Source organism: Sphingomonas sp. Leaf4 (assembly GCF_920939515.1).
GTDB lineage: Bacteria > Pseudomonadota > Alphaproteobacteria > Sphingomonadales > Sphingomonadaceae > Sphingomonas.
In genome coordinates this window covers 1-24,517 of sequence record NZ_CAKLBB010000002.1, presented here as the reverse complement: position 1 = coordinate 24,517, position 24,517 = coordinate 1, and the positions used below count along the sequence as shown (strand labels likewise).

28 protein-coding genes and 1 tRNA gene are annotated in these 24,517 nt (G+C 66.3%); 16 read left to right on the top strand and 13 right to left on the bottom strand.

The genetic code is table 11. The features are described from left to right. Positions 1-354: 354 nt before the first annotated feature. From LRA89_RS02560 to LRA89_RS02545, 4 genes are all read left to right on the top strand, one after another. Positions 355-1,182: an alpha/beta fold hydrolase gene (locus LRA89_RS02560; RefSeq protein WP_056497190.1), complete on the top strand. Its 828-nt coding sequence runs from the start codon at positions 355-357 to the stop codon at positions 1,180-1,182. Between the two features lie 203 nt (positions 1,183-1,385). Next, positions 1,386-2,714: an MFS transporter gene (locus tag LRA89_RS02555; protein WP_230768899.1), complete on the top strand. Its 1,329-nt coding sequence runs from the start codon at positions 1,386-1,388 to the stop codon at positions 2,712-2,714. Beyond that, entirely contained in the window at positions 2,711-3,631 is a 921-nt protein-coding gene (gene cysK / locus LRA89_RS02550) for a cysteine synthase A (RefSeq protein ID WP_055755462.1), read from the top strand. Before LRA89_RS02555 ends, cysK begins: the two co-directional genes overlap by 4 nt. A gap of 17 nt (positions 3,632-3,648) precedes the next feature. Beyond that, entirely contained in the window at positions 3,649-4,944 is a 1,296-nt protein-coding gene (locus LRA89_RS02545) for a cell wall hydrolase (RefSeq protein WP_230768898.1), read from the top strand. Here LRA89_RS02545 and LRA89_RS02540 read toward each other — a convergent pair. Together LRA89_RS02540 and LRA89_RS02535 are read right to left on the bottom strand one after the other, a co-directional pair. After that, positions 4,924-6,366, bottom strand: coding sequence for a PH domain-containing protein (locus LRA89_RS02540; RefSeq protein WP_230768897.1), 1,443 nt, complete (start codon positions 6,364-6,366; stop codon positions 4,924-4,926). The two genes, LRA89_RS02545 and LRA89_RS02540, sit on opposite strands and share 21 nt — an antisense overlap. Next, entirely contained in the window at positions 6,363-6,839 is a 477-nt protein-coding gene (locus LRA89_RS02535; RefSeq protein WP_230768896.1) for a PH domain-containing protein, read from the bottom strand. Before LRA89_RS02535 ends, LRA89_RS02540 begins: the two co-directional genes overlap by 4 nt. Positions 6,840-7,102: 263 nt before the next feature. Between LRA89_RS02535 and purS the strand changes: the two genes are divergently transcribed. Next, positions 7,103-7,333 (top strand): phosphoribosylformylglycinamidine synthase subunit PurS, encoded by a 231-nt coding sequence (purS, locus tag LRA89_RS02530; protein ID WP_230768895.1) that lies wholly within the window; start codon positions 7,103-7,105, stop codon positions 7,331-7,333. Further along, positions 7,330-7,998, top strand: coding sequence for a phosphoribosylformylglycinamidine synthase subunit PurQ (purQ, locus tag LRA89_RS02525; RefSeq protein ID WP_230768894.1), 669 nt, complete (start codon positions 7,330-7,332; stop codon positions 7,996-7,998). Before purS ends, purQ begins: the two co-directional genes overlap by 4 nt. A gap of 4 nt (positions 7,999-8,002) precedes the next feature. On the opposite strand, the gene LRA89_RS02520 is transcribed toward purQ, so the two are convergent. Then, the gene (locus LRA89_RS02520; RefSeq protein ID WP_230768893.1) at positions 8,003-8,683 is read right to left on the bottom strand and encodes an endonuclease NucS domain-containing protein; all 681 of its coding nucleotides are present in this window, start codon (positions 8,681-8,683) and stop codon (positions 8,003-8,005) included. Between the two features lie 14 nt (positions 8,684-8,697). Further along, positions 8,698-9,429 (bottom strand): queuosine precursor transporter, encoded by a 732-nt coding sequence (locus LRA89_RS02515; protein ID WP_230768892.1) that lies wholly within the window; start codon positions 9,427-9,429, stop codon positions 8,698-8,700. A 78-nt stretch (positions 9,430-9,507) separates the two neighbouring features. Between LRA89_RS02515 and LRA89_RS02510 the strand changes: the two genes are divergently transcribed. Beyond that, positions 9,508-9,584, top strand: a tRNA-Arg gene (locus LRA89_RS02510). A gap of 195 nt (positions 9,585-9,779) precedes the next feature. On the opposite strand, the gene LRA89_RS02505 is transcribed toward LRA89_RS02510, so the two are convergent. The 4 genes from LRA89_RS02505 to LRA89_RS02490 are packed head-to-tail and all read right to left on the bottom strand — an operon-like array spanning position 9,780 to position 13,231. Further along, complete coding sequence (locus LRA89_RS02505) at positions 9,780-12,053, bottom strand: DUF4209 domain-containing protein (protein ID WP_230768891.1); 2,274 nt, start codon at positions 12,051-12,053, stop codon at positions 9,780-9,782. Continuing rightward, a complete protein-coding gene (locus LRA89_RS02500; protein WP_230768890.1) occupies positions 12,050-12,271 on the bottom strand; it encodes a hypothetical protein in 222 nt (73 codons plus the stop codon). The genes LRA89_RS02505 and LRA89_RS02500 overlap by 4 nt, the downstream gene beginning before the upstream one ends. Beyond that, positions 12,243-12,494: a hypothetical protein gene (locus LRA89_RS02495; protein ID WP_230768889.1), complete on the bottom strand. Its 252-nt coding sequence runs from the start codon at positions 12,492-12,494 to the stop codon at positions 12,243-12,245. The genes LRA89_RS02500 and LRA89_RS02495 overlap by 29 nt, the downstream gene beginning before the upstream one ends. Continuing rightward, positions 12,491-13,231, bottom strand: a complete 741-nt coding sequence (locus LRA89_RS02490; RefSeq protein ID WP_230768888.1) for a hypothetical protein — start codon at positions 13,229-13,231, stop codon at positions 12,491-12,493. The genes LRA89_RS02495 and LRA89_RS02490 overlap by 4 nt, the downstream gene beginning before the upstream one ends. 194 nt (positions 13,232-13,425) lie before the next feature. Here LRA89_RS02490 and LRA89_RS02485 point away from each other — a divergent pair, with 194 nt between their 5' ends. Next, entirely contained in the window at positions 13,426-13,716 is a 291-nt protein-coding gene (locus tag LRA89_RS02485; protein WP_230768887.1) for an ArsR/SmtB family transcription factor, read from the top strand. A 300-nt stretch (positions 13,717-14,016) separates the two neighbouring features. Here LRA89_RS02485 and LRA89_RS02480 read toward each other — a convergent pair whose 3' ends face one another. Further along, entirely contained in the window at positions 14,017-14,157 is a 141-nt protein-coding gene (locus tag LRA89_RS02480; protein ID WP_230769232.1) for a hypothetical protein, read from the bottom strand. An 88-nt stretch (positions 14,158-14,245) separates the two neighbouring features. Between LRA89_RS02480 and LRA89_RS02475 the strand changes: the two genes are divergently transcribed. Next, complete coding sequence (locus tag LRA89_RS02475) at positions 14,246-14,461, top strand: hypothetical protein (RefSeq protein ID WP_230768886.1); 216 nt, start codon at positions 14,246-14,248, stop codon at positions 14,459-14,461. 6 nt (positions 14,462-14,467) lie between these two features. Further along, the gene (locus LRA89_RS02470) at positions 14,468-14,716 is read left to right on the top strand and encodes a hypothetical protein (protein ID WP_230768885.1); all 249 of its coding nucleotides are present in this window, start codon (positions 14,468-14,470) and stop codon (positions 14,714-14,716) included. A gap of 1 nt (position 14,717) precedes the next feature. On the opposite strand, the gene LRA89_RS02465 is transcribed toward LRA89_RS02470, so the two are convergent. From LRA89_RS02465 to LRA89_RS02455, 3 genes are all read right to left on the bottom strand, one after another. Then, the gene (locus LRA89_RS02465; RefSeq protein ID WP_230768884.1) at positions 14,718-15,719 is read right to left on the bottom strand and encodes a hypothetical protein; all 1,002 of its coding nucleotides are present in this window, start codon (positions 15,717-15,719) and stop codon (positions 14,718-14,720) included. A gap of 161 nt (positions 15,720-15,880) precedes the next feature. After that, entirely contained in the window at positions 15,881-16,999 is a 1,119-nt protein-coding gene (locus tag LRA89_RS02460) for a hypothetical protein (RefSeq protein WP_230768883.1), read from the bottom strand. 82 nt (positions 17,000-17,081) lie between these two features. After that, positions 17,082-17,603 carry a hypothetical protein gene (locus tag LRA89_RS02455; protein WP_230768882.1) on the bottom strand — a complete coding sequence of 174 codons (522 nt, stop codon included), beginning with the start codon at positions 17,601-17,603 and terminating at the stop codon, positions 17,082-17,084. A 127-nt stretch (positions 17,604-17,730) separates the two neighbouring features. Here LRA89_RS02455 and LRA89_RS02450 point away from each other — a divergent pair, with 127 nt between their 5' ends. From LRA89_RS02450 to LRA89_RS02440, 3 genes are read left to right on the top strand one after another with little or no spacing between them, the layout of a single operon-like run. Further along, on the top strand, positions 17,731-18,084 hold the full coding sequence (locus tag LRA89_RS02450) for a hypothetical protein (RefSeq protein ID WP_230768881.1): 354 nt from the start codon (positions 17,731-17,733) through the stop codon (positions 18,082-18,084). Further along, positions 18,081-18,428, top strand: a complete 348-nt coding sequence (locus LRA89_RS02445; protein WP_230768880.1) for a hypothetical protein — start codon at positions 18,081-18,083, stop codon at positions 18,426-18,428. The genes LRA89_RS02450 and LRA89_RS02445 overlap by 4 nt, the downstream gene beginning before the upstream one ends. Before the next feature lie 36 nt (positions 18,429-18,464). Continuing rightward, on the top strand, positions 18,465-18,914 hold the full coding sequence (locus LRA89_RS02440; protein WP_230768879.1) for a hypothetical protein: 450 nt from the start codon (positions 18,465-18,467) through the stop codon (positions 18,912-18,914). Here LRA89_RS02440 and LRA89_RS02435 read toward each other — a convergent pair. Next, a complete protein-coding gene (locus tag LRA89_RS02435) occupies positions 18,891-20,918 on the bottom strand; it encodes a hypothetical protein (protein ID WP_230768878.1) in 2,028 nt (675 codons plus the stop codon). The two genes, LRA89_RS02440 and LRA89_RS02435, sit on opposite strands and share 24 nt — an antisense overlap. Positions 20,919-21,146: 228 nt before the next feature. Here LRA89_RS02435 and LRA89_RS02430 point away from each other — a divergent pair, with 228 nt between their 5' ends. From LRA89_RS02430 to LRA89_RS02420, 3 genes are all read left to right on the top strand, one after another. Continuing rightward, the gene (locus LRA89_RS02430) at positions 21,147-22,100 is read left to right on the top strand and encodes a hypothetical protein (RefSeq protein WP_230768877.1); all 954 of its coding nucleotides are present in this window, start codon (positions 21,147-21,149) and stop codon (positions 22,098-22,100) included. Between the two features lie 56 nt (positions 22,101-22,156). Beyond that, positions 22,157-23,899 carry an SIR2 family protein gene (locus LRA89_RS02425; protein ID WP_230768876.1) on the top strand — a complete coding sequence of 581 codons (1,743 nt, stop codon included), beginning with the start codon at positions 22,157-22,159 and terminating at the stop codon, positions 23,897-23,899. A 95-nt stretch (positions 23,900-23,994) separates the two neighbouring features. Continuing rightward, on the top strand, positions 23,995-24,396 hold the full coding sequence (locus LRA89_RS02420) for a hypothetical protein (protein WP_230768875.1): 402 nt from the start codon (positions 23,995-23,997) through the stop codon (positions 24,394-24,396). Positions 24,397-24,517: the final 121 nt, after the last annotated feature.

Genomic DNA, 24,517 nt, shown 5'->3' with positions numbered 1-24,517 from the left:
CCGGGGGTGGGTCGGCCCGAGAGGAAACATAAGCCCTCCACAACCGGCCTACCCACCCCCAAACCCCTCCCTTGTCAGGGAGGGGAGCCGCCAGGAGCCGCCGTCTGGCTGAGTGTCGATAGGTCCCAGACTCCGGTGCATCCGAACGAAAGCGTTGCCCAGCGCAGGCTGGGACCTCAAGCGGCTCCTGTCGCGCGCCGTCACCGGTAGATCCCAGCCTTCGCTGGAATGACGCTTGTTGAAAGGAAGCCGGATCAACCTTCGGGGCACGATTTCGTACCGGCGTCCAAGCAACCGGCGGGAAGGTCGCTCGTTCACCAGCGGTGTTACCCGTTGAGCGAGGATGCAAGCACGATGCCCTATATCAAGACCCGCGATGGAACGAGCCTGTTCGTCAAGGACTGGGGACAGGGGCAGCCGGTCATCCTGATCCATGGCTGGCCGCTGTCGGCCGATAGCTGGGACCCGCAGTCGATGGCGCTGGCCGATGCCGGATACCGGGTGATCGCCTACGACCGGCGCGGATTCGGCCGGTCGGACCAGCCGTGGTCGGGCTATGATTACGACACGCTGGCCGACGATCTGGCGGATGTGATGAAGGAAACCGGCGTCACCGACAATGCGGCGATCATCGGCTTCTCGATGGGTGGCGGCGAAGTGGCGCGATACATGTCGCGGCACGGCGGCAAAGGCGTGACGAAGGCCGGGTTCATCGGCTCGGTCGTGCCGTACATGCTCAAGACCGAAGACAATCCCGATGGCGTGGCGCAGGACCAGCTCGAGGAGATCGCCGACAATATCAAGGCGGACCGGCCGAAATTCTTCCGTACCTTCTTCGACCAATTCTATGGCGTGGGCTTCATCACCAGCCCGGTGAGCGAGGAAACGCTCGACCTGTCGTGGAACACGGCGATGATGGCGGGGCTGAAGCCGACGCTGGCGTGCGCGGAATCGTTCGGGACGACCGATTTCCGGGGTGACATTGCGTCGATCACCGTGCCGACACTCATCATTCACGGCACCGCCGACCAGACGGTGCCGATCGACGCGACCGGCCGCGCACTGGCCAAGGCGCTGCCGAATGCCAAGCTGATCGAATATGACGGCGCGCCGCACGGGCTGTTCGCGACCGAGAGCGAGCGGCTGACGCTCGATCTGCTGGCGTTTCTTGGGACGCGCTGAGACAATAGGCCACCCTCGTCATTCCCGCGCAGGCGGGAATCCATAGACGCAACCGGCGTTGCTCTTTCGCGAACGCCAGCGTGTATGGACCCCCGCCTACGCGGGGGTGACGATATGGTGGCCATCTTTGCAAGCCCCGACCCAATACCCCCCAAGCCGATCTGCATTGCGCTCCCCCGGAAGCGGACCTAAGCCCCTCTCCCATGTCCGCTTCCCCGCATCCTTTCGCAATCCCCGCGTTTCGGGCCTATTTCCTCGCCCGGCTGTCGAACACGCTGGCGCAGATCGCGATGGTCGTGGTCATCGGTTGGCAGGTGTACGACATTGCCCGGCAGACGATGACGGTGCGCGAATCCGCGTTTCAACTAGGGCTGATCGGCGTCGCGCAGTTCCTGCCGCTGCTGGTGCTGTCGCTGGTGGCGGGATGGGTCGCCGACCGGGTCGACCGGCGGTGGATCGCGCGCGGATCGGTAGCGCTGGAGGGAGGCTGCGCGCTGTTGCTGGCGTGGTTGACCTATAGCGGCACGATCAGCCTGCCGTGGCTGTTCTTCGTCGCCGCGCTGCTGGGCGTCGCGCGGGCGTTCGCCGGGCCGGCATTGCAGGCGCTCGCCCCCAACCTCGTGCCCGCCGCCGTGCTGCCGACCGCGATCGCGATGAGTTCGATCGCGTGGCAGGGCGGATCGGTGCTGGGGCCGGCGATGGGCGGCTATCTCTATGCCGCCGGCCATTATCTTCCCTATGCGGTGTCGGCGGCGCTGTTCCTGTTCGGGCTGGTGATGCTGTTCCTGATCCCGCCGATCCCGCGCGCGGTGATCGCGGGGAAGGCCAATCCGTGGCGACAGATGCTCGATGGCCTGTCCTATGTCCGGCGCAACCGGCTGGTATTCGGCGCGATCTCGCTCGATCTGTTCGCGGTGCTGCTGGGCGGGGCGACGGCGATGCTGCCGATCTATGCGCGCGACATTTTGCAGATCGGCGCGGACGGGCTCGGCCATCTGCGCGCCGCGCCCGCGCTGGGCGCGGTGGTGGTGGCGGGCGTCTTTGCCATCAAGCCGCTGTCGAGGGACGTCGGGGCCAAGATGCTGCTGTCGGTGATGGGCTTCGGGGCGGCGACCGCGTTGTTCGGCCTCTCTGCGCCGCTGCTGATCCCGGTGTTCGGCGCGGCGGCGATCGGCCATGATACCGCGCCGGCGGTGCTGCTGGCGCTGGCCGCGCTGTTCGTGGTGGGTGCGACCGACATGGTGTCGGTCTATGTCCGCCAGTCGCTGATCCAGTTGCACACCCCCGATGCCATGCGCGGGCGCGTCGGCGCGGTATCCACGTTGTTCGTATCGGGATCGAACGAACTGGGCGAGGCTCGGTCGGGCTTTCTTGCGGCACTGGTCGGCCCGGTCGTAGCGGTGGCAGGCGGCGGGGTGCTGGCGATCGGCGTTACGATGCTGTGGTCGCGGCTGTTCCCCGAACTGCGCGCCGCGCGAAGCTTCACGCCCCCCGACAATCTCGAAGTCATCCCCAAGGAGAGCCAGCCATGAAGGCCGATACCATCCTGCAAACGATCGGGAATACGCCGCATATCCGCATCAAGCGGCTGTTCGGCGACGCCGAGGTATGGATCAAGTCCGAACGGTCGAACCCCGGCGGATCGATCAAGGACCGCATCGCGCTGGCGATGATCGAGGCGGCCGAAGCCTCGGGCGAGCTGAAGCCTGGCGGCACGATCATCGAACCGACCAGCGGCAACACCGGCGTCGGCCTCGCGATGGTCGCGGCGGTCAAGGGCTACAAGCTGGTGCTGGTGATGCCCGAAAGCATGAGCCTTGAGCGGCGGCGGCTGATGCTGGCCTATGGTGCAAGCTTCGACCTGACCCCGCGCGAAAAGGGCATGAAGGGCGCGATCGAGCGCGCGCACGAACTGGCGGCGCAGACGCCGGGCGCATGGATTCCGCAGCAGTTCGAGAATCCGGCCAACGTCGACGTCCATGTCCGCACCACCGCGCAGGAAATCCTGCGCGACTTCGCCGATACGCCGATCGACGTCATCATCACCGGGGTCGGCACCGGCGGGCACATCACCGGCGTCGCCGAGGCGCTCAAGCAGGAATGGCCCGAGCTGAAGGTCTATGCGGTCGAGCCTGAACTCTCGCCGGTCATCTCGGGCGGGCAGCCCGGACCGCATCCGATCCAGGGGATCGGCGCGGGCTTCGTGCCGGCCAACCTGCACACCCAGGCGATCGACGGCGTCATCAAGGTCGACGCGGCGGTCGCCAAGGACATGGCGCGGCGCAGCGCGAGCGAGGAGGGCATCCTCGTCGGCATTTCGTCGGGGGCGACGCTGGCGGCGATCCTCCAGAAGCTGCCCGACCTGCCCGATGGCGTGCGCGTGCTCGGCTTCAACTACGACACCGGCGAGCGCTATCTGTCGGTACCCGACTTCCTGCCCGAACAGTGACGAGCCCCGCCCGCCCCGTGCCGGCGTCCCCGGCGGGGGCGGGCGGTGTCCGTACCGGATCGTCCGTCCTCGACGGCGTGCTCGTCGCGCTGTCACTCGGCGCGGTCGTGGTGCCGGCGATCGTCGTCGAGCAGGCGGCACCGGTCCATGCCAGCGCGATCCGGCCATCGCGGCAACCGGTCGCGGTGGTGCCTCCCGACGTGGTGCCCCCGGTCGAGCCGACCGCGTTCCGCGCACTTCCCCCCGATGAGGCCCGCGCGTTCAATGCGGCCGTGCCGTTCGTCGCCGGCCCCAATCCGGCGGCGCGGCCGTTCGCCTTCACCGGCGATCTGGAGAACCGCACCCGCGCCACCGACTGTCTGGCAGCGGCAGTGCTGTACGAGGCGGGCGACGATGCCGTGGGGCAGCGGGCGGTGGCGCAAGTGGTGCTCAACCGCGTGCGACACCCGGCGTTCCCGAAGAGCGTGTGCGGTGTGGTGTTTCAGGGGTCGGAGCGGACGACCGGGTGCCAGTTCACCTTCACTTGCGACGGGGCGCTGGCGCGGGCCTATCCGCTGCCGTTCTGGGACCGGGCGCGCAGCGTCGCGGCGGCGGCGCTGGCCGGGGCGGTCTATGCGCCGGTCGGCTATGCCACGCATTACCATACCGACTGGGTCGTGCCCTATTGGCAGTCGAGCCTCGACAAGATCGCGGCGGTCGACACCCATCTGTTCTTCCGCTGGACTGGCTGGTGGGGCACGCCGGGCGCGTTCCGTCGCACGCCCGAGAGCGTCGAGCCGCGTATTCTCCAGCTCGCACCGTATAGCGACGCGCACAAGCTGCCCGAGGTGCTGGCGGTCGAGCGCGAGGCGGGGCTGCTGACCGGCAGCTTTGCCGCACCCACGCTCCGCCCGAGCGCGGACGATCCCGACACCTTCCTGATCGCGCTCGATCCCGCGTTGCCGCCCGATCAATGGCCGCAACTGGCGCAGGCGGCGTGCGGCGAGCGCGCGCGGTGCAAGCTGCTCGGCTGGGGCGAAGCGGCGCAGGTGCCTGCCAGCGCGGCGGCGGCGAGCGATCCGGCCGCGCTGGCGACGATGCGGTTCAGCTATCTGCGCGACCGTGCCGTGCCGCTGGAGCGGACGCTATGGAACTGCCAGCAGGTCCCGCGCCCGCCCGCCCAGTGCATGCGCCGCGCGGTGCCCGCCCCTGCCCCGACGCCAGCCCCGACGGTGCGGCCGGAGCCGGCGGCGGTCGCGACGCCGCTGGCGGGCGTGCGGCGCAAGGGCGAGCCTGCCTCCGCTCCTGCCCCGTCAGCCGACGCGACGCAGTAGCGCACGCGCAAGCGCGTCGGCATCCTCGACCGCGAGGTCGACGATGTCGGGCCGCGCCATGCCGCGTGCGCCCGCCGTGCCCACCCGGACCGTCGCGAGCCCGAGCAGGCGTTGCAACGGCCCGCGCGTGACCGACACCGCCTGAATCCGCGCCAAGGGCACGATCCACGCCTGTTTAGCGAGGACGCCGCGCATCACCTGCAAACTGTCGCCGACGATCGCATAGCGGTGCCGCCGCCGCACCAACAGCGCGACGCCCACCGGAATCGGCAGGAACAGCAAGGCGAAGGCGACCAGCGGCAGGAAGATGCTGGCGACGGCGATGGCGATTAGCGGCACACCGCCGCGCAGCACCCCCGCGCGCACGACATGGCCGAACGCGACCGGCCGCAGCGGCAGCGGATCGAAGCGCGGATAGCCGGCCTCCGCCAGCAGCGCGGCGACCTCGCCGTCGCGCGCGAATGGGGCGACGCCCTGTCGCCCGCCGGCATCGTCGCTGCCGCCCAGTGTCTGGAACCGCAGGCTCGACCAGCCGAAGCGGCCGCTGACCATGGCGCGTTCGATCAGCGCGAGCTGCACCCGGCGCAGGCTGACCACCACTTCGGTCCGGGTCAGCAGCCCACGGACCCGGCGCAGCCGGTCGCCCTCGCGCTCCAGCCGGAAGCCATATTCGACCAGCAAGGTTCGCACGATGCCGCTGATGGCACCCAGCAGCAGCGCGGCGACGAAGGCGAGCGCGGCGAAGATCGGTGTGACGAGGCCGATCGCCTGTTCGCGCGCGATGCCGGCGATGTCGCGCACCTCGCGCCAGTCGAAGTCGATCAGGTCGCCCAACTGGTTGAGCGCGGCGAACAGCACGCCGACCCAGACCAGCGAGAAGCCGAACGCGCCCATCGTCAGCACCCGGCCGATCGGCATGGCGAACACCGTCACCCGCTTCGGTTCGGCCGGACCAGTGGTGGTCGCGGCGGTTCCGCCCTGGCGCAATACGCCGCGCAGCCGCGCGGCCTCGACCAGCGTCACGCTGTCGAGCGAGGCCTCGTCCGCATCGCCGCCGCCGGTTTCGACCTTGACTCGGGCGAGGCCGAACAGCCGCGCCAGCGGTTTCTGTTCGATCGACACGTCCTGAATCCGCTCGAACGGGATCGAACGGCGGCTGCGGTGGAACAGTCCTTCGGCGATGGTCAGTTCGCCGGCACCGATGGTGTAGCTGAACTGTCGCCAGCGGACCCATGCGAACACGCCGAGCAGCACGACTCCCGCGCCGAGAATCGCGGCGGCGACCGCGACATGGCCGCGCGAAAAGGCTGCGGTCAGCGCGATCAGGCCAGGGATCTGTTTGGGGGCCTGCCCCACGATCGACAGCGCGATCGTGCCGGGGTGCAGCCGCCGCGTGTCGGCGACGGTCGCCACGTCGCTCACCACGGCGATGCCTCGATCGCCGCGCGGATGCGGTCGCGCACGCCCTCCGCCCGCTCGCGCGCCAGCCCCGGCACGCGCACCTCGGCATGTTCGGTGCCGGCGGTGTGCAGCACCAGGGTGGCGACGCCGCACATCCGCTCGATCGGCCCCTGCGTCAGATCGATATGCTGGACCCGCCCGACCGGCACGATGGTGTGGACTTGGGTCCACCAGCCGTGCGCGACGTGCAGCTCATGGTCGTCGATCGCGAAGCGCCAATGGGCGAAGCGACGCGGCGGCGCGACCAGTGCCAGCCACCCCGCCAGCACCGCCGCGACCGCCAGCACGATGCCGTTGGGCAGATCGGTCTGGTAGAACACCACCTCCGCCCCTAGCGCCACCACCAGTAGCACTGCGGCGACGATCGCCCCGCGCCAGCGTAGCACGCGCAGGAAGCGGGGATCGAGGGGGGCGAGCGCGAGCGGCGTGTCCATGGCGGTGTGATAGACGGGTAAGAGACGCTTTGAAAACTCGCGAAAGCGCGAGTTTGGAAGCGGTGCCGGCCCGCTCCCCCTCCCGGCCACCCATTGCGTGTACCGTGTGGGTGGTCGGGAGGGGGAGCGGGCCGGCACCGCAAAACGCGCAACCGCGGGTTTATCAAACGGACTCCGCTCAAGCGAAACCGGCCCCTTGTGCCCGCGCCCGCGCGGGGCCATAGCGCGCGCATCCTATCCATGACGCAAACCAGGGCGGCCCCATGAAACTTCGCATCGTCGTGACGCTCAAGAACGGCGTGCTCGATCCGCAGGGCAAGGCGATCGAACATGCGCTCGGCTCGCTCGGCTTTTCGGGCGTGGACGAGGTGCGCGTCGGCAAGCTGATCGAACTCGACGTCGCCGACGACACCGACGACGCGACGATCGACGCGATGTGCCGCAAGCTGCTGGCCAACACCGTCATCGAAAACTACCGGATGGAGCGCGCATGAAGACCGCCGTCATCGTCTTTCCGGGGTCGAACTGCGACCGCGACATCGCGACCGCGCTGCGTGCCGTCACCGGCACCGCGCCGACGATGGTGTGGCACCGCGACAGCGAATTGCCCGACGACATCGGCCTCGTCGCGGTTCCCGGCGGCTTTTCCTATGGCGATTACCTGCGGTCGGGCGCGATCGCCGCACGATCGCCGGTGATGCAGGCCGTCGTCGCGGCGGCGGACAAGGGGCTGCCGGTGCTGGGCATCTGCAACGGCTTCCAGATCCTGACCGAAGCCGGGCTGTTGCCCGGCGCGCTGATGCGCAATCGTGGCCTCGCCTTTGTCTGTCGCGACGTGGCGTTGAAGGTCGGCGACACCGCCTCGCCCTTCACCAGCGGTTATCGCGCAGGCGACACCATCCGCGTGCCGGTGGCGCATCACGACGGCAATTACGTCGCCGACGAGGCGACGCTCGACCGTATCGAGGGCGAGGGCCAGATCGCGTTCCGCTACGCCGAACCGGTCAACGGATCGGCGCGTGACATCGCGGGCCTGGTCAATGCCAGGGGCAATGTGCTCGGCATGATGCCCCATCCCGAACGCCGCATCGAAGCGGCGCACGGCGGCCGGGATGGCCGCGCCCTGTTCGAAGGACTGCTGGCGACGATCGGGGCGTAGGCAGCTACGCCAGCGTCGCGAAGTTCAGCGAATAGGCGTAGGTTCGTAGCTCGACGCCGCCTGCCCGTCGGGCGGCGGCGCGGATGCGATCGGAAAACGAGCCTGCGACCAGCATGGCCCGAACGCCGGTGCCATGCTCCTGCTCAATGTCATAGGCATACGCGAGTAGCTGTTCGAGGGCGCCCGCCGGGCATTTGCCGGGCTTGAGTTCGATCACGACGGTACGCCCCTCGGCATCACGCGCCAATATGTCGATCCGTCCGGTCGCCACGCTGACCTCGATGCCGCCATCGATCGCGACAAGTCCAGGCTCCAGCGTTCCCAATTGCAACCGGACCTGCGTCTGCATCTCGCGTTCGCGTAGAAAATTGGCGTCGGCGGTAATCGTATCGGCGAGGTCCGCGACAACCTCCTCCGACGATACGTCAGGACTTTCGTCGACCTGACCAGATAACTTCCCGAGCCGATACAGGGAGTACCGTTTGAGAACGGCCCTAGCATTTGACCGATACGTTGCAAACGGCTCAAGGTCCGTTGTCCGTGCCCACTCGGCGAGATGTTCGGCGCCGTCACGATCTAAAGCCTCGTCCAGCCCGCCGACTGCATGATCGATCCGCTTCAAAAACGCGCGATAGTAATCGCAACTATTTTTTTGTCGCTCCGACAACATTGGCGAAATAGTCATCGAAGCCGACCTTGTCATACATCGCGTGGCTTCCTTGACGCGAACGGCGAGAAATCGGTGTCGGCGTCGAACACGTCGACGCCTTCGCGCCGCTTGAGCCAGCCGACCACGCCATAGGTCAGCGGCGTCAGCACCACTTCCCAGCCGACCTTCAGCGCCCAGTTGGTGGCGAGCACCGTCAACACCTGCCCGGTCGACCACACCCCGAGGAACGCGAGCGGGTAGAAGATCGCGCTGTCGACCGCCTGCCCGACCACGGTCGACCCGATCGTGCGGGTCCACAACGCCTTGCCACCGGTCCACAGCTTCATACGGGCGAGGACATAGGCGTTGACGAACTCGCCGGCCCAGAAGGCGACGATCGAGGCGAAGACGATCCGTGGCACCTGTCCGAACACGCTTTCATAGGCACCCTGCCCGGTCCAGCCGGCCGCCGGCGGCATCGCCACGACGGCGGCGGCCATGAACGCCATGAACAGCAGCGCGGCGAAACCGACCCAGATGGCGCGGCGCGCCTGCGCATAGCCATAGACTTCGGTCAGCACGTCGCCCAGCACGTAGGAGACGGGAAAGAACAGGATGCCCGCGCCGAACACGAACGGCGTGCCGGCGATGTCGATCGCCGCGACCTTGCCCGCGCCGATGACGTTGGAGAGCAACAGGATCGCGACGAATGCCGCCATCACCATGTCGAAGTGGCGGAAGCCGCCCTGTCCCGTCCTGCTCGTGTCGATCCGTTCCGTCATGCCGTCCCCCCGTCCCCGCATGCCGGACGTTATGATAGCGGTTCCGCTCCGCCGCAATGCACGCTAACGAGAGGGCGGGCACCCGTAGCTCAGCTGGATAGAGCAAGGAGCTTCTACCTCCTTGGTCGGGGGTTCGAATCCCTCCGGGTGCGCCATTCCATTGTGCAGTTGCATCGGCGAGGGACCGGAGACGCACAAAGCGTCACCTCGTTGCCGTGAGGGCAGGCGGGCCGGAAAGCGGCCTCTCCCGCGATTTCTAGGCGATCGTCGCCCGACCGCCAAGCGCCATCTTCAGCGCCGACGTCCCACAACGAATCACTTGTCGAAATCAGCGCCCGCGAGCGGTCGGATCAGACCGCTTGCTCGATCAGAGGGGCGACCTCGTCCTTCCAGTATCGCCGAAGCGGGAGCACGACGAGCCACAGGATGAACCAGCATCCGTAGATCGCGTAGGGCGAATGGAACGCGCCCCACCCGAGCTTGCCGTGGGCGAGCTCGTTCCGCAGCGACGGGCCGGGACGAAAGTTGAAGACGATGTCGATCAGGTGGACCGCGTCCTCACCGAGGATCTCGGTCAGCCGGGGCCGGTCGACATCGAGCAGCGCGCCGAGCGCCCGGTCCCCCTGCAGCAGATCCGGCTCGATCTTCGACGGATCCTCGCCGTGGGTGACGAGGATGTGCCGGAGGATGTTTTCCAGCTGCGGATACAGGAGGTGGCAGGCGGTGAGGTAGTCCCCCTGGATCATGCGAACGAGGCCGACGGCCATGATCTCGACCCGGCCCGCGGGAATGAAGGGGCTGTTGACAACGATCGGAGCGACATGGCGCTCGGCGATGGCGAAGCGGGTCAGCAGCGTCCGGCGGGCCGGCTCGATGCGGCCGTTGACGTGCTCGACCAAGACGAACTCCATGTGCTTCACGGCCTCGGCGCGATACCAGACGTCATCAGGCTCGGCGTCGAGGTTCAGCGCATCGACGCGCGCGACCTCCCGCCCCTGCCCATCCATGTGGACGCTGGCGAATAGATTGCCGAGCGGGTGCTTCTTCGCCTGCTCCAGGACGATCTTGCGAAGCTCGGCCTCGCTGGGCGGCGCGGCCATCTCGATCAGCAGCGCCAAGGCCTTGCCCAGGGGGGCCTCTTGGAACAGCTCGGCAGTGGCGGCCTGCATCTCGCCGAGATCCATCGACCACTTGTGCGAGACGACCTCGTCCTGGGCGGCACCCTGCAACTGACGCAATTCGTCGCGGAGAGCGCGGACCCGGTCGACGCTGCCACTGACCTGGCGCATCTCGCCGATCGCCGCCATCGTCCAGTGCGCCTTGGCCGATGCCTGGCCGCAGTCGTCGCGCATGCGCAGCGTCGCCTCCGCCCGCTCCATCAGGCAGCGCATCTCCTCGGGCTCATCCCCGGCCATCGCATGGCACCGCGCGGCCAATGCCCACAGGCGGCGTAGCATCTCGGCATAGGTGCCGACCGGCGCCGCGACGGCCAGCTGCTCGGCCACCCGCGCCACGTCGGGAGGCTCGATCAAGCGGTAGCCGAGGCCGAGTTCGGAGAATTCGACGAAGCCGAACAGATCGGACCGTTCGACCGTGGCCGCATGGCAGACGTCGAAGGCGCCGCGGACGCTCTCGGCGACCTGCCCCTTCTTCTCGGTCCTGCTCATGAGCGCCAACGCGCGCGTCATCATCTCGAGCGCCTCGTGCATGGTCCGGTCGAGATCGGGGAACTGCTGTTCGATCTCGCCCGCGACATGCCGCCGGGCCAGATGGCAATAGGCCTCCATCGCGGCGCGCGCGGCGCGGCCCTGCCGGCGGTCGTTGTGGAACGCGACGTCGCCCAGCCGGGCGCGGAGCATCGGGTGGGGCATGTCCGCCGCGACGGCCCCGATGATCGCGTTCTGCTCGCCGTGGAGATCTGACGGCTTCATCGATCGCGTCTCGCGCATCTCCCACATCGGGCGGAACGGCTCGGCGTCGTTCTCCGGCTGCGCGTGCATCGACATCATGGACGACAGGAGGCGGAACACCGACGACGCACCCTCGTCCTCCTCGTGGATGCGCTTCGCCTCGTCCCACAGTCGCTGCTGAAGACCATGGTCGTGGATGTCGGCGCAGGTGGCGAGGAAGGCGTCCAATCGGCCCCGCGCAGCGTCGAAATCCGCCTGGCTCACGACCTTCGGCGGCGCCTCCGCACTCGCTGGATCATCCTGTCGCTCTTCAGCTTCCATCGCACGCTCCTGCGCTGAACGTAGCAAGAACATCGCCGACCCACCAGCGTTCGCGACGATAGTGAAAACCTGGCCCTGTGACCCAAAGGACATTGAGGAAAAGAGATGACGCTCAAGCAAGCCGGGCGCCTGCCAGTCCATCGCGAGATCGCAGGCGATCCCGTTCGGCCCGAGGCGGTCGCCGCCACGAAGCTCGAACCCGCCGTCGAGACCGAGTGGCACCGCGCGCGTCGAGAAGCCGGAGGCGATCTCCATCATGGGGACGCTGGCCCGGGGCGGCTTGGACAGCTGCGACGGCATGGCGTGGGGCCCGTCATGCAGGACGATCGGCAGATCGACCGCAGGCACGATCGCGCCGTCGCGACCGCCGGCCTCGTTGGTTTCGTCGCTCATGCCTCGCCCCTCCAGAACCGGAGGGGACGGCGGCCGGCGCTGGTAATACCCTTGGCCTTCGCGGCGCGCTCGGCGTCTCGCATCCCGGCAAGGACCAGCCGCTCCAACTCGAGCGAGCCGTGCTCGTCCAGATACTCCTGGAACTCGTGGAAGCGGGGCTGCTGCCAGCGCAGCCAGTCGACGACCCGGTCACGCTCCCACTTCTCGGAGACCCGCATCGTCCCAGCGGAAGCGCCGCATGGCGAGCTCGATGATGACGTCGTCGGTCGCGGACAGGCCCGTGGTCTCGACGTCGACGACCACGCCGACGTTCCAACCACCGGGATCACCGAGACCCGTGTCGCCCTCACGGACGCGCAGCCGGTGCAGGACGCGGGTCTCCGCCTCCGGCATGCGCATCCATTCGAGCCCGGCCGAGCGATCGGCCGGGGCGGCCTTCACGCATCCAGCTCCACGACGCGCTCGGCGGTGACCGCCACGCCGCGACCGACGCGGCCCAGCTCTGCCGCCACCAGCGTCTCGAGCAGGTCGGGCGCGACCAGCCCCTCGACCATGCGGACGCTGGGGTTGATCCCCTCGCTGCACACGGCATCCTGGAGTGCGTCGTAGCCGAAGATCGAGGCCACCCGGCCGCGGAACTCGCCGATCGACCGCGCCATCGAGGCGTGAAAGCCGTGGCGGATGCTCCCGCCGCGATCGACGTCGACGGTCGCGGAGAAGAGGCGCGGCTCGTGGCGGTGAAGCGCGGAAAACGCCGGCGCACCGGCATAGCCGCCGCCGACCAGGAAGTCGTCGTCATCGGCGCCTTCCAGATCGGAATCGGCTTCCGCATCGAAATCATCGTCGTCGTCACCGCCGAGGGCGTCGATCGCATCGGGGGACGCGTCCAGCCCCAGGGACAGGCCGTGAAGAAGGATCGCGCGGGTGAAGTCGGTGCGGGCGACGCAGGCATCGAGCGCGCTCGCACCGTCGAAAAGCGCGCGCGGCGTCAGCATCCACGCCATCGGGTCGACCTCGATCCCCTCGCGCTCGAAGCGCGACGCGGTCTCTGCGGCGACATATGCGACGCGGCAGAGAGCGCGGCGCGAAATCATGAGGACGCTGTCCTCGGGGCGGTCGTGTTCGAGGGGGTCCTCAACGGTGACGTTGGGATTGGTCTTCCTCAGGTCGGCGGTCATGAGCATGAACGTCTCCAGTTCCGGCGGGTGGTTGGTCCTCTCCGTTTTCCGCGGCCCCGTCGGTTCTGCCGCGCCATTCCGGACCATATAGTCCAGAATCGTTCAAAGTTCAACGACCGATGAATAATTGTTTTTTCGTCCCCGATCGGGACTAGGTGCTAGCTTTCCGTTCAAGGTTCAATTACGTTTGAAGGATGTCTCAACCAAACCTCCCGATCTTCACCGCACTCGGCCAGCAGACACGCTGGAGGGCCTTCGAGGTCCTTCTCGAACATGGCGAACAGGGACTGCTCCAACGCGAGATCGCGGCGGCGCTCGGCATCGAGAAGAACCTCATGTCGGTGCACCTGCGGATCCTGAAGGAAGCGGACCTGGTCTCCGCCGAGAAGAACGGCCGCGAGGTCACCTACCGCGTGACGCCCGCCGCCGCGCGCGAGGCGGCCGAGACCCTTCTGCGGACCATCGACGGCGGCAAAGCCGCCTGACGGGTTCGAACCGGACGACGGTCGCCGACAGCGACCGCTTCCGCGCGCCCATGACATCCCGCCGTGCTGTCCCCTGCGTCCGGCGCCGGCCTCACCTCGACGCCCCGAACGCCAGCCGCGGACGCCGAATGACGCCTGAATTCGGGCGTGCCTTGGTATAGCGAGTTCGCTGGCTCTCGCATCTACCTGCGCCAGCATCCCCCATGTCACACATAATGGGCCGGACCGATGCAGACCCCCGGAGAGGCCCGCGACCTCTTCCTGCCCGGATGGCATCCGCGACGGAGCTGCGCAGGCGCATCACCCCGGTGGCGTCCGCCCTTCGCCGAGGCTGCGATGCAGCGCGAATGCGCCGAAGCCGCGCGGCGCGAACTGGAGGACATGCTTCGACAGAGCCAGAAGATGGACACGGTCGGCCACCTCGCCAGCGGCATCGCGCACGACTTCAACAATATGCTCGCGGTGATATCGTCCACGGTCGCAACGGACACTCGGCATCCTATATGAAAGCGAGGTTCAGGAGGCCCGAATGGACTACCAGATCATCCGATTTAAGAATGCCCGTCCGACAGGCGATGTGGAAATGTGGAAGGACCATCCGCTCGACCCGGTGAAGGATCACGCTCGCGAGGTGGTGGAGATGGGATTGGCCGATCGCGTCGAAATCAGAGACGCGAACGAGAAGCTAGTGTTCCAGTGGCCGCGCACGGTCTCCCCCGCCACCACTTCCAGCCTGTCCGACTGACCGATCATGGCAATCAGCGACACGCAGAACGCGATCATGCGGATGTTGGCGGCTGCTCGCGGCCAGCCGATCGAATTGCCGGTGATAGCGGACAAGACAGAAGACGAGATTATGGAGGCCATCGAAGGACTTCAGAAGCGGCAGTATGTCCGCGTGATCGGCCCACCCAATGGAAACAGTCTCATCGGGATGGATGTAGACGAACTCCACCTCACGCCACTCGGCGTAGGTTACCTCCGATCCCTGACGCGATAGGTTAGGGCTTACGGAAGCACTTCACGAAGTCCGCGCAGTCTCCAAAATAGTAATTTCCGGGTTCCGATGTCAGTTTCTGCTTATATGAGGCGTTCGCCCAACCCGTCTTGACGTCGTAGTCTTCAAATTGGAGCGAGTGAAACAAGTCCTCGTCCATGTATATTTCAGCCCTTCCGTGCGTTCCGGCGCGGATCTCCGATCGCGCCGTGCTTTCGATGATCTGTATCTGAGCGAACGGCAGGCCCAAGCTGTTCAGGGAAATATGGTTCTTCGAAGCCGAAATATGGAGAAGCGGGTCGTCATAATACTCGTTCGCTCCCTGCGCGAACACACCGTATATTTCGAGACCGAGCGTATCCCGATAGAGCACTTGCAGCTCCTGAAACAGGTAAAGCAGCGCCTCCGGGCGATAATCGTAAGTAACGCCAGTATGGACCATGCCCGCCGTCCAGTTCGTCTTGAGCAAGAGACTGTCAGCGAACGAAATGAACGAAATGTCTGGATGAAGGCCCGCGAACGCGTCCAGCCGGTCCCGGAGTGCATTCACCTTTCTATGCGAGATGGCGCCCGACTTGATCGCCTTCGACATGTCCACGGCGTCAATCATCGCGAAGATGGAATTGGATTGAAGATGTAGCTTTCGCAACCAATCGCTTCTAACAAAAACGCTCACGCGCTTTTCGTATTCGTAGGCAAGGGCCGCAGCCACGAACGCCTCCCTGGGCAGAAAGGTCTTCACTTCGTGGAAGCGATCGTGGGTGTTGGGATACCAACTTATCTCTGCGCCAGCAGTAGTCACTTTGGCGATATGAACTTGAGTGATGTAGCCCACCTCATAAGGTGAAGCATGCTCGTCGCCACCAATCGACTTGAGCCACACCTCCTCCCATTCACCGATGTAAATCTCGTCCATGATCCATGTGTCACGCTGGAGCGGAAGGTCATCGAGCGTGAATTTCTCGAACGAGTAGCTGGAGAATGGAGCCATACCCGTTAGTGCCATGGCGCTCAGCCAGGTGCCAAGCGGTTCTGTCTCGCCACCCCCTCGGACACGTCGATTCACTGATCGTCACGGGCATCGACCCGGCGGGGATCTCAATGGCTGTATCGAGCGCCGCTAGGTCCTGCTCAACCGACGGGGGGCCTGCTGGCCAGCCACCCGCCCTAGTGGGAGCCGACCGACCATGTCGGCCAATCCCGGATGATGCCCTCTCCCGCCTCGATCATGTCGGCGATCGGATCTCCCGGCAGATCCGCACCACGATTGCGGTCGGCGCCGACGATCTCGACGCACTCGAAGTATCGATCGCGGATGCGCCGCGCATCCTTCGCCGGCCACCATCGCTCGAGTTGCTCGACGAGCGCGGGAAAGTCCTCGGTCGCCTCCGGACCGCAGAACATGGTCGAAGCGACGTCGACCAGCGCCCGGTCCGCGGACGCGAAGACATACTGCCGGTTGGTATCGTCCCTCAGCGTCGAGAGCCTGCCGAACTCGCTCAGATAGGTGACGTCCCATGCGGCGTTGCGGACGCCGAGGATCGCCTCGTCCCGGTCTGCGGCACGAATGTCCTTCAGCATCTTCGCGCTGGCGATCCGCGGTCCGAAATGGCGGGCCGCATACATGACCGCCGGTCCGGCCAGGATGAAGTCGTCGATCATCCAGTCGAGCAGCGACATCAGCGATGAGAGCGGGTTTCCGCCGGCCAGGGCGAGCTGTGCCACCTTCAGCATCGCGATGTAGTTGCGGTTCCACCGCATGAGCGGCTTGGACAGCTCGTGCAGTTCGACCGGCCCGGCATCGCCGAGATCGACGGTCGCCGACCGGCGCATGGCGACGTCGATCCATTTGCGGGCGGCGCCGCGGTCAGCAGCCCGGAACCAGCCCAACTCGTCCTGCGCGACGAGATCGCCCTGACGATGGGCCAGTTCGTGGAAGGCGAGCCCAGGTTCGATGTCGAGGTTCATCGTCTGTGCGAAGGCCATGAGGTTGATCGCGACCTCGGTCGGAAGATCCCAGACCCGGGGTGCCCCCTCGTTGGCGAGTTGCGCCATCCGGGAGGCCAGGTTCCGGTCCACGATCAGCACAGTCTCCAGGCCATCGACATGCTCGGCGTAGGTGAGAGCACGGATGTCGAGCAGCCCGACAGGTGGAGCGACGAACCCTGGCACGAGGCACCCAAGCGACATCAACCGCGAGCCGATCTCCTCAACTTCATCGAGCGGGAAATCCGGTTCCAGGAAGATCGCAAAGCTTTCCACGACGTCGTCGTCCATCCCGTCCATCGCCACTCCTTCGCCCGTGAGAGCATGAGGCCCCGATGCGCGATGCAGCTATACGGCCCGGACCGGGTGCAAACGAGGCGGTTCAGGTGGCGGCGACGTCCAGTTGCTCCATGGAGGCAGTGCGCCGGGCGACTTGGCGCAGCATCGGCACCGTGTCCCATTGCTTAGAAGTGATCCACGACTGGGCGACGGACCAGTCCGCCATCAGCGGGACCGCAACGTCCTGCACACGATCGATCACAAGGACGAAGCCGCCATCATCCTCGTGAAAGCCGAAGGCCCAGCCTCCGCGCACCTTCACCCAATCCTGACCGGACCTCGGACGGTAGCCGTAGATCGGCACCACGCAGCGCTGCGTGGCCATCATGCACCAGCGCTCGACCTTCTCCAGCTGCTCGACCAGCGCGTTGGCGACCAGACCACGTTCACCTCCGCGCACATCGAGACCGAACCGCAGCCGCTTCCAGCTTGGCCCCGACCCGCGCGGTGCCACGATCACATCGGTCGTCCCCCCGACGTCGACGAAGGACTCGCCGGGCGAGCGGCCGGGGAGAACGGCATCGAGATCGCCCCTCGGGTGGAAGGTCTGGAAGGTTGAACACATGCGCGCGGTCTCGATTCGTGGATCTAACCTTCCCGATTAGGATGCAATTCTGAACGACCGGTCACCGCTCCACTCCTCGCATCGCGGTTCATCTTGATGTATACGGATCGACGGGGGGAATTTCGCGATGTTCGAACTCACCGGGCTCGACGGCAGCAAGCTGCTCGTCTCCGCAGGCAGCATCTTCCGCATCCGACCGGCGACGCCCACCGAGGGCGCCGACACCGTGAAGGTCGAAGATGGCGGCGGCTACGTCTTCACCAAGGAATCGGTCGACGATCTGCTCGACCGCCTCGCCGGGCAGGTCCGCCTCGTCAAGCTGACGAGCCGCTCGGGCGTCCATGTCCATCTCAACGTCGGATCGATCACGCGGGTGCGCGAGGCGCTCGCCATCAACGGTCCCGGCACCGAGATTTCCGTCGCCGGCCACTATCAGCACGTCGTCGAGACCGTGGAAGAGGTGACAAGGCTCATCGCATGAGCACGCCGCCGCCCGGTGATGAGCCGGCGCGACCGGCGACCTCCCCCACGCCGGAGACTTCGGCACCGGCCGCGTCATCTCGTCTGACCGGGCCAAAGAGCATCAACGAGGTTGCCGACCTCATCAACAAGATCGTCTTCTCTCTCTGCACCTTCGCCATCGCGGCTGCCGGGTTCCTGCTCAACAAGTCGGTCGACGACGGCAATCGACGACGCGAACTCTACACCTTCCTTGCCGACACCCCGCTCCAGGCGGTGTCGCCGGACGAGATCAAGCGGGTCGGCTTCCTCAAGAAGGTCTGCAGCAGCTACCTCGGCCGGGTGGAGGACGTCGGCGCCGACTAACTGTGCAAGGCCCTTCCGGCTCCCAGCGCCAAGACCGTGGCCGCCGTCGCGAAGAGCAGCGTGGCCGCCGCCGACGCGGCAGCGCAGACCGGCGATCCGGGCGCGTATCTCAAGACGCCGCAGGCCGCCGCCCAGAATGACGTCGTCGCCGCCACCGCGCCCGTCGTTGTCGTTCCCGACCAGCGATGGTTCGTGGTCCTCGCAACCGTGCCGACCAGTCAGCCCTCGGCGGCCGCCAAGCTGCAGCAGAGCATCGCAAAACTCGTTCCGGCTGATCTGATCGGGAACCGCTCGGTATCGGTGTATCGCACGCGCATCAGCAACAGCTTCGCAGTTACGCTGGGCGGCGGCATGTCGAAGGCCGACGCCACCCAGCTTGCCGCTAGCATCCGCCGTGTCCCTCCCTTCGACGATGCGTTCGCCCAGCCGGACCGGGACTGGACCGCGTGCGACGCGAAGTGCCTAGGCGCTGAAGTAGGACGATAGCCGGTGCGACGCCTTCGTCTGCCAGGCGTCGGTCGTGTCGAGGAAGCCATCCCACCGCGTGTCGCCGCCCGACCTCCCCTTCTTCTTGCTGGCAAGTTCGGCTTCGACCGCCCGGAAGCGGTAGTGGTCGTAGACGTCGAGGCAATGGACGGCATAGGCCTGCGCCAGCGCCTGATGGCCCCGGACGATGACGAGGTTCTCGTCGTTCGAATAGGAGGCCTTGTAGCCGAGGTTGTGGCTTCCGAACGCCACCACGCACTTCTCGGGATCGTGCGGATCGAGGACCAGCACCTTGTCGTGGATGATGGCGCGGCCGAGCGTCAGCGTCTCGTCGGTGCGGAAGTCTCCGACGGCCCGACCGATCTCCCTGTCGGTCAGCGCGGTCGCCCTCACGACGGACACGCCACCCTGCTGGAAAACGTGCGGAGACCATGCGGGCAGCTTTCTGCCGCCCTCTTCCCGCGATGGCTCGTAGCCCCACATCGCCTGCGTGTCGGATATGGCACCCACGACATTCAGGCCCGTGTCCTTCAGACCTAGTGCGATCGCCTCGGACACCACCGAGTTCACGCCCCCACGGGACGGCATGAAAACCAGGAAGAAGATAGCGCGCTCGGTCTTCCTCAGCAGCGAGAAGAGCCGATCCATGTCCGGCGGCGGCGGCGCCGGCTTGGCGGTCTTCGACGGCGGCTGCTTCTTCCCGGGCATGTTCGGTGAGAACCAGACCTCGACGGAGGCGTCATCCGAACTCACGCGGGCCGGCGTGCGGTTCGAAGCCTTCAGATCGTCCCCCTGATCCGCGCCGGTCGCCTTGGCCGAGAGCGGAACGGGATCGGACAGCGCATCCTGCTTGAGGCGCGTCCAATACTGGAAGAAGGCACCCGCGACACCGTCGTCGTCGATGCGGATGCAGTTGTTGCTCTGCCCGGCGACGCCCGACCAGGTCCAGTTCGTCGAGCCGGTGAGGACCGAACGCGGCGTGCCGCCATCGTCGGAATACACCACGAATTTGTTGTGCCCGATGTGGCCCGAGCCGTTGAAAAGGCGGTTCTGGAGGGAAAAGGTGCTGCCGGGGGCATCCGCAAGTTCGCGCAGCGCTGCGCGCGCGTGCGCGTTGCGCGTATCGTAAATTGTCGGCCGCTTGCCCTTTTCATTCGGCTCGGCGTCCTCGTCGGTTCCGCTGCCGGCGTCCGACAGGATCAGATCGAGACGTGACGCATGGTCCTTCAGGATGTCGAGAAGCTCCTCATCCTCCAGTTCGTAGAGCGCGGCATGGAATCGTCCGCCGGGCTGGGCGAAGAAATCATGGATGATCGGCAGCACGTCGCCGGCCAGATACTCTCTCAGCCAGTCCTTCGGCTTCCGGAGGTGCTTCTCCAGTTCACCTGGCGTGATCTTGCCGTCCTCGCTCAGCACGCGCGACAGGAACTGCGTCGACAGGATGCCGTTCGTGAAGCTGCTGGTGAACGCTCCCCGCCTCGTGGTCACATCGACCTCGTTCGTCTTCACGGCCTCGGTTAGATAGCCGAGCGGTATCGGCTTCCCCTCGTAGCCGTGCTCGACGAGCCTTCCCGTTCCGCGCTCTCGGTGGCTTTCCGGCAAGACCTCGACCGGCTCCAGACCGTCACGCATCCGCCCGACCGCTCTGATGCGATAGCGCACCCGCTCGTTCTCGGGACGGCGCTCGGCCTTGTTCCTGCGCTTGCGCAGCGTCAGATCGCGCCAGTTGAATTTCTGGACCGGCCACACCGTCGTGTTCTGCGCCAACCAGTCCGGATTACGCTGCCCCTTGAACGCCACATACGACGCGAGCGGGCTCTCCTCGACGACCTCCCCGCCGTCCCCGATCCGCTCGCGGACGATATGGAAGCCAAGGCAGCCCGGAATGGCCGTGCCGTCGGTCTCCCAGGCAACATAGGCGACCTCATTGTTCGCGATGGCGATCGCGCGCGTGATTGACGGCATGACGACTCCCCCGAGCTTCGACGCATAGTCTTCGCTCACTGCATCCTGATGACAAGCGGGATCGCGACCGATCCCGACGAAGTCTGATCGAAGGTCAGCGAAGTTCCCGCCTTCGGCAGTCCGCTCTGGTGAAAGGAAAATGCGCGTCGCACCCGAATAGGACGCGCCGCAAAGCTGGCGCAGGCATCGACGGATGCCGCGCGCGGTCGACCTCGACCGCCCCCCAATTCCCAACAGTCCCAAGCAAATTCAATAACGAGGTGGAAAATGAAAGAGCTCGACTTCACGGGCATCGACCCCCTGCGCGTGCCCGAGGCCCGCCGCCGGATCACAGCGCTCGAAGAGTATCTGGCGCTGCCGAGCCCCGGCACCGCCGACGCCAAGCGCATCTCGAAGACGATCGACCTGAGCCATCTGCAGTTCCAGCGCCTCGCCCGCGTGTGGCGAGACCACCGCGACCCCCGTCTGATCGTGGTCGGCAAACGCGGACCGAACACCCGCAGCTATGGCATCGCACCCCGCGCGGTCGAGATCTCGAACCAGGTCATCGAAGCCTCGCCGGCGGATGCGTCCGTCACCGAGATCGCGATCGAGATCGAGCGCCTCTGCGCGGTCGAGGAGGTCGCACCACCCTCGCGTCCGACGGTATGGAGCTATGTGCGCAAGGCCCGCGCCGCCGGCCGCGTGCCAGCCGCCGGACCCCGCCGCATCGTCATCGGCCGCATGTGGTTCCACATGCCGGTCAAGGACCAGCCGGCCGACGCGATGCCCGCGCTCCTCGCCGCCGTTCTGCTGCCGGAGGGCCACGTCATCGCGCACCGCGTCTCGGTCGATCCGCTCTCGCCGCCATCCGTCGACGGCCTGCTCGCCGAGCTGTCCGACCGCCGCTCCAAGGGCGCCGCGGCACTGCCGCTCGTCATGGATGTCGAGGACCGGCGGGCCGCCGAGGAGGCGCTGGACGCTGCCGGCCTCTCCGCCGTCAGCGGCCAGCGCAGCTCGACGCAGACCGACCTCTCGCGCGCGTTCAACGGCCAGCTCGGGCCGCTGACCGTCATCCATCGCCGCTCGAAGGCCCGCCCAGCGACCCGGAAGCCCGAGACGCGGCTCGAGCAGGCGCTGGACGCCACCGAAGCGGTGTCGGTGATCGAAGCCGCCGTCGCCTCGAACAACGCCGCGACGCTCATGTCGACGCCGGCGTTCGACATCGCCGGCACCGGGTGACGGGAATAGGGTGGCATCTTCTTGGAAAGCCGCTCTTCCCCACCGATAGAGGAGGGATGATAGAACTCGACCCTCTCGATTCCCTCGCGCTCACCCTGCATCATGCGCCCGGCGTCCAGGCGCTCCTCCTGGGCAGCGGCATCTCGCGCGCCGCCGGCATCCCGACCGGCTGGGAGATCACGGTCGATCTGATCAAGCGCCTCGGCCGAGCGCGTGACGCTGGGGACCAGACGGACTGGCCGGCTTGGTATCAGGCGACGTTCGATCGGGCGCCGAGCTATTCGGAGATCCTCGACGCCGTCGCGGTGACGCCCGCAGAGCGCCGCGCCGTCATCCAGGGTTACATCGAGCCTGTCGAGGGCGAGGAAGGTCGCCGGCCGACCAAGGCGCACGAGGCGATCGCCAAGCTGGTCGCCGCCGGCGCGATCCGCGTCATCGTGACGACGAACTTTGACCGCCTGCTCGAGGCGGCGCTCCGCGATGTCGGCGTCGAGCCGGTCGTGATCGCCAGCGACGACGCCATTGTCGGCGCGACGCCCCTCGTCCATTCCCGGTGCACGATCATCAAGCTGCACGGCGACTATATGGACGCCCGCATCAAGAACACCGATGACGAGCTGGAGACATATTCCTCGGAAATGAACGCCCTCCTCGACCGCGTGCTGGACGAGTTCGGGCTGGTGGTGTGCGGCTGGTCGGGCGACTGGGATACTGCCCTCAAGGCCGCGATCATGCGGACGGCGAGCCGGCGCTACCCCTTCTACTGGATGAGCCGGGGCGACCCCACGGCGCTCGGCGCCGACATCATCGCGCACCGCCAGGGCCGGGTCGTCCGTGCCGCCGATGCGGACACCTTCTTCACGCGCACGCTATCGAAGTTCGACGCGATCCGGGCCGACAGCCCCCATCCCCAGTCTGTCGCCATGACCATCGCACAGGGCAAGCAGGTCTGCCGGGAGGACCGGACGGCGCCGGACTGGGCGGATCTGCTGGCAGTCGAGGTTGATAAGGTGCTGAGCTTCCTGTCTGGCTCCGACTATCCGACAGAACGTCCGACCAACGAGTCAATCAACACTCTCGTCGCAACCTTGGTGGCGCGGTCCGAGGCCCTGCGTCGATTAGTGTTGATCGGAACGCGGTGGGGCGGCCCCGAGGCTTTCCGCGCCGTTCTCCGCGCGATCGCGGCCGTCGCGAACCCAGGCGGCAACACTTCCGGCTTCACATACCTGATCTCACTTCGCCTCCTTCCTGCCTCGCTCTGCTTTCACTGGGCGGCGGCGGGAGCAGTGATGCGCGGCGATGACGCGCGCCTCGCTGCGCTGATGCATCTTCCGATGCCTCGAATGAACGGGGAGCGGCATCTGGCGGTGTCGAAGCTCCCCTTGCTCGCACTGGAAACGGTCGAGTGGAAGGTGCTCGACGGTTTTGAGCGGGCTCGAACGCCGCACAGCAATTATTTCCACGCCATCTTCGCAACCGAGGCACGAGACGTGGCCATCGGTTCGCAAGAGGCCGATGAGGCCTGGGATACCGCCGAGTTCTGGGTCGCGATGGAATTCGCCGCGATCCGTCTTCCCGAATATCAGGCCAACAAGGGTTGGTTCTGGACACCGGTCGGCCGATTCATCTGGCGACGCGAGGGCATGTCGCATGTCGAACGGCTCGACTCAGTGCGGGCACTCAGGAGCGACGCGCCCGCGTTGAAGGCTGGTTTGCTTGGGGGAACCCCGGAGAAGGCAAAGGAGATCGCCGATGCTGTCACCGAATTCTTCGGAAAGGTCGGCTCAGGTTTCTTTTGACTTCGGCGTAGCGCCGCCTTGCAGAAGAGACCGGCCCGCCTAGAAACACGAACAGATCAAACCGCTCCATCGAATTTCATCAACAGGTCTTCAGAATGCCCGAAGTCATCCCGGCCAACGTCCCGGTCGACATTTACATCGCGAAGACACTCGCCAACGTGGCCGACCTCCCTGAACCGGTGGTCGCGGTGCTGCCAGTCAATGACAACTGGAACGATTACGGCAGAAATTTCTTTGCCCGCCTTCACATACGAGCGGAAGGGGTGGAGCCGTTCGAAATCCACATGCGCTTGATGTTCGACGGCGTGAATCGAAGCGAGTTTGAGTTCGCACGTCTTTTCAAGGAACACGGCGACGTATTCCCCATAGATTTGTTCGAAAAGCCGTTCGCATCGCTGCTTGTAGAGGTCGAGCACTATCAGCAGGTCATCAGCGCACTCGGATTCGACGTCGGTGTCAGTGCATTGCGCAGACTCCACGATGCGACCGTTGCGTAAGCGCGGCGTGGAGGCCGCAGATTATGCGGCTTGCGCGGTCGGCTGATCTGCCGGGGGCATCCAGTTCCACGGCATCAACTCACCCCAGCGACTGGCGGGCCAGTCGTCGGCGACCTTGCCG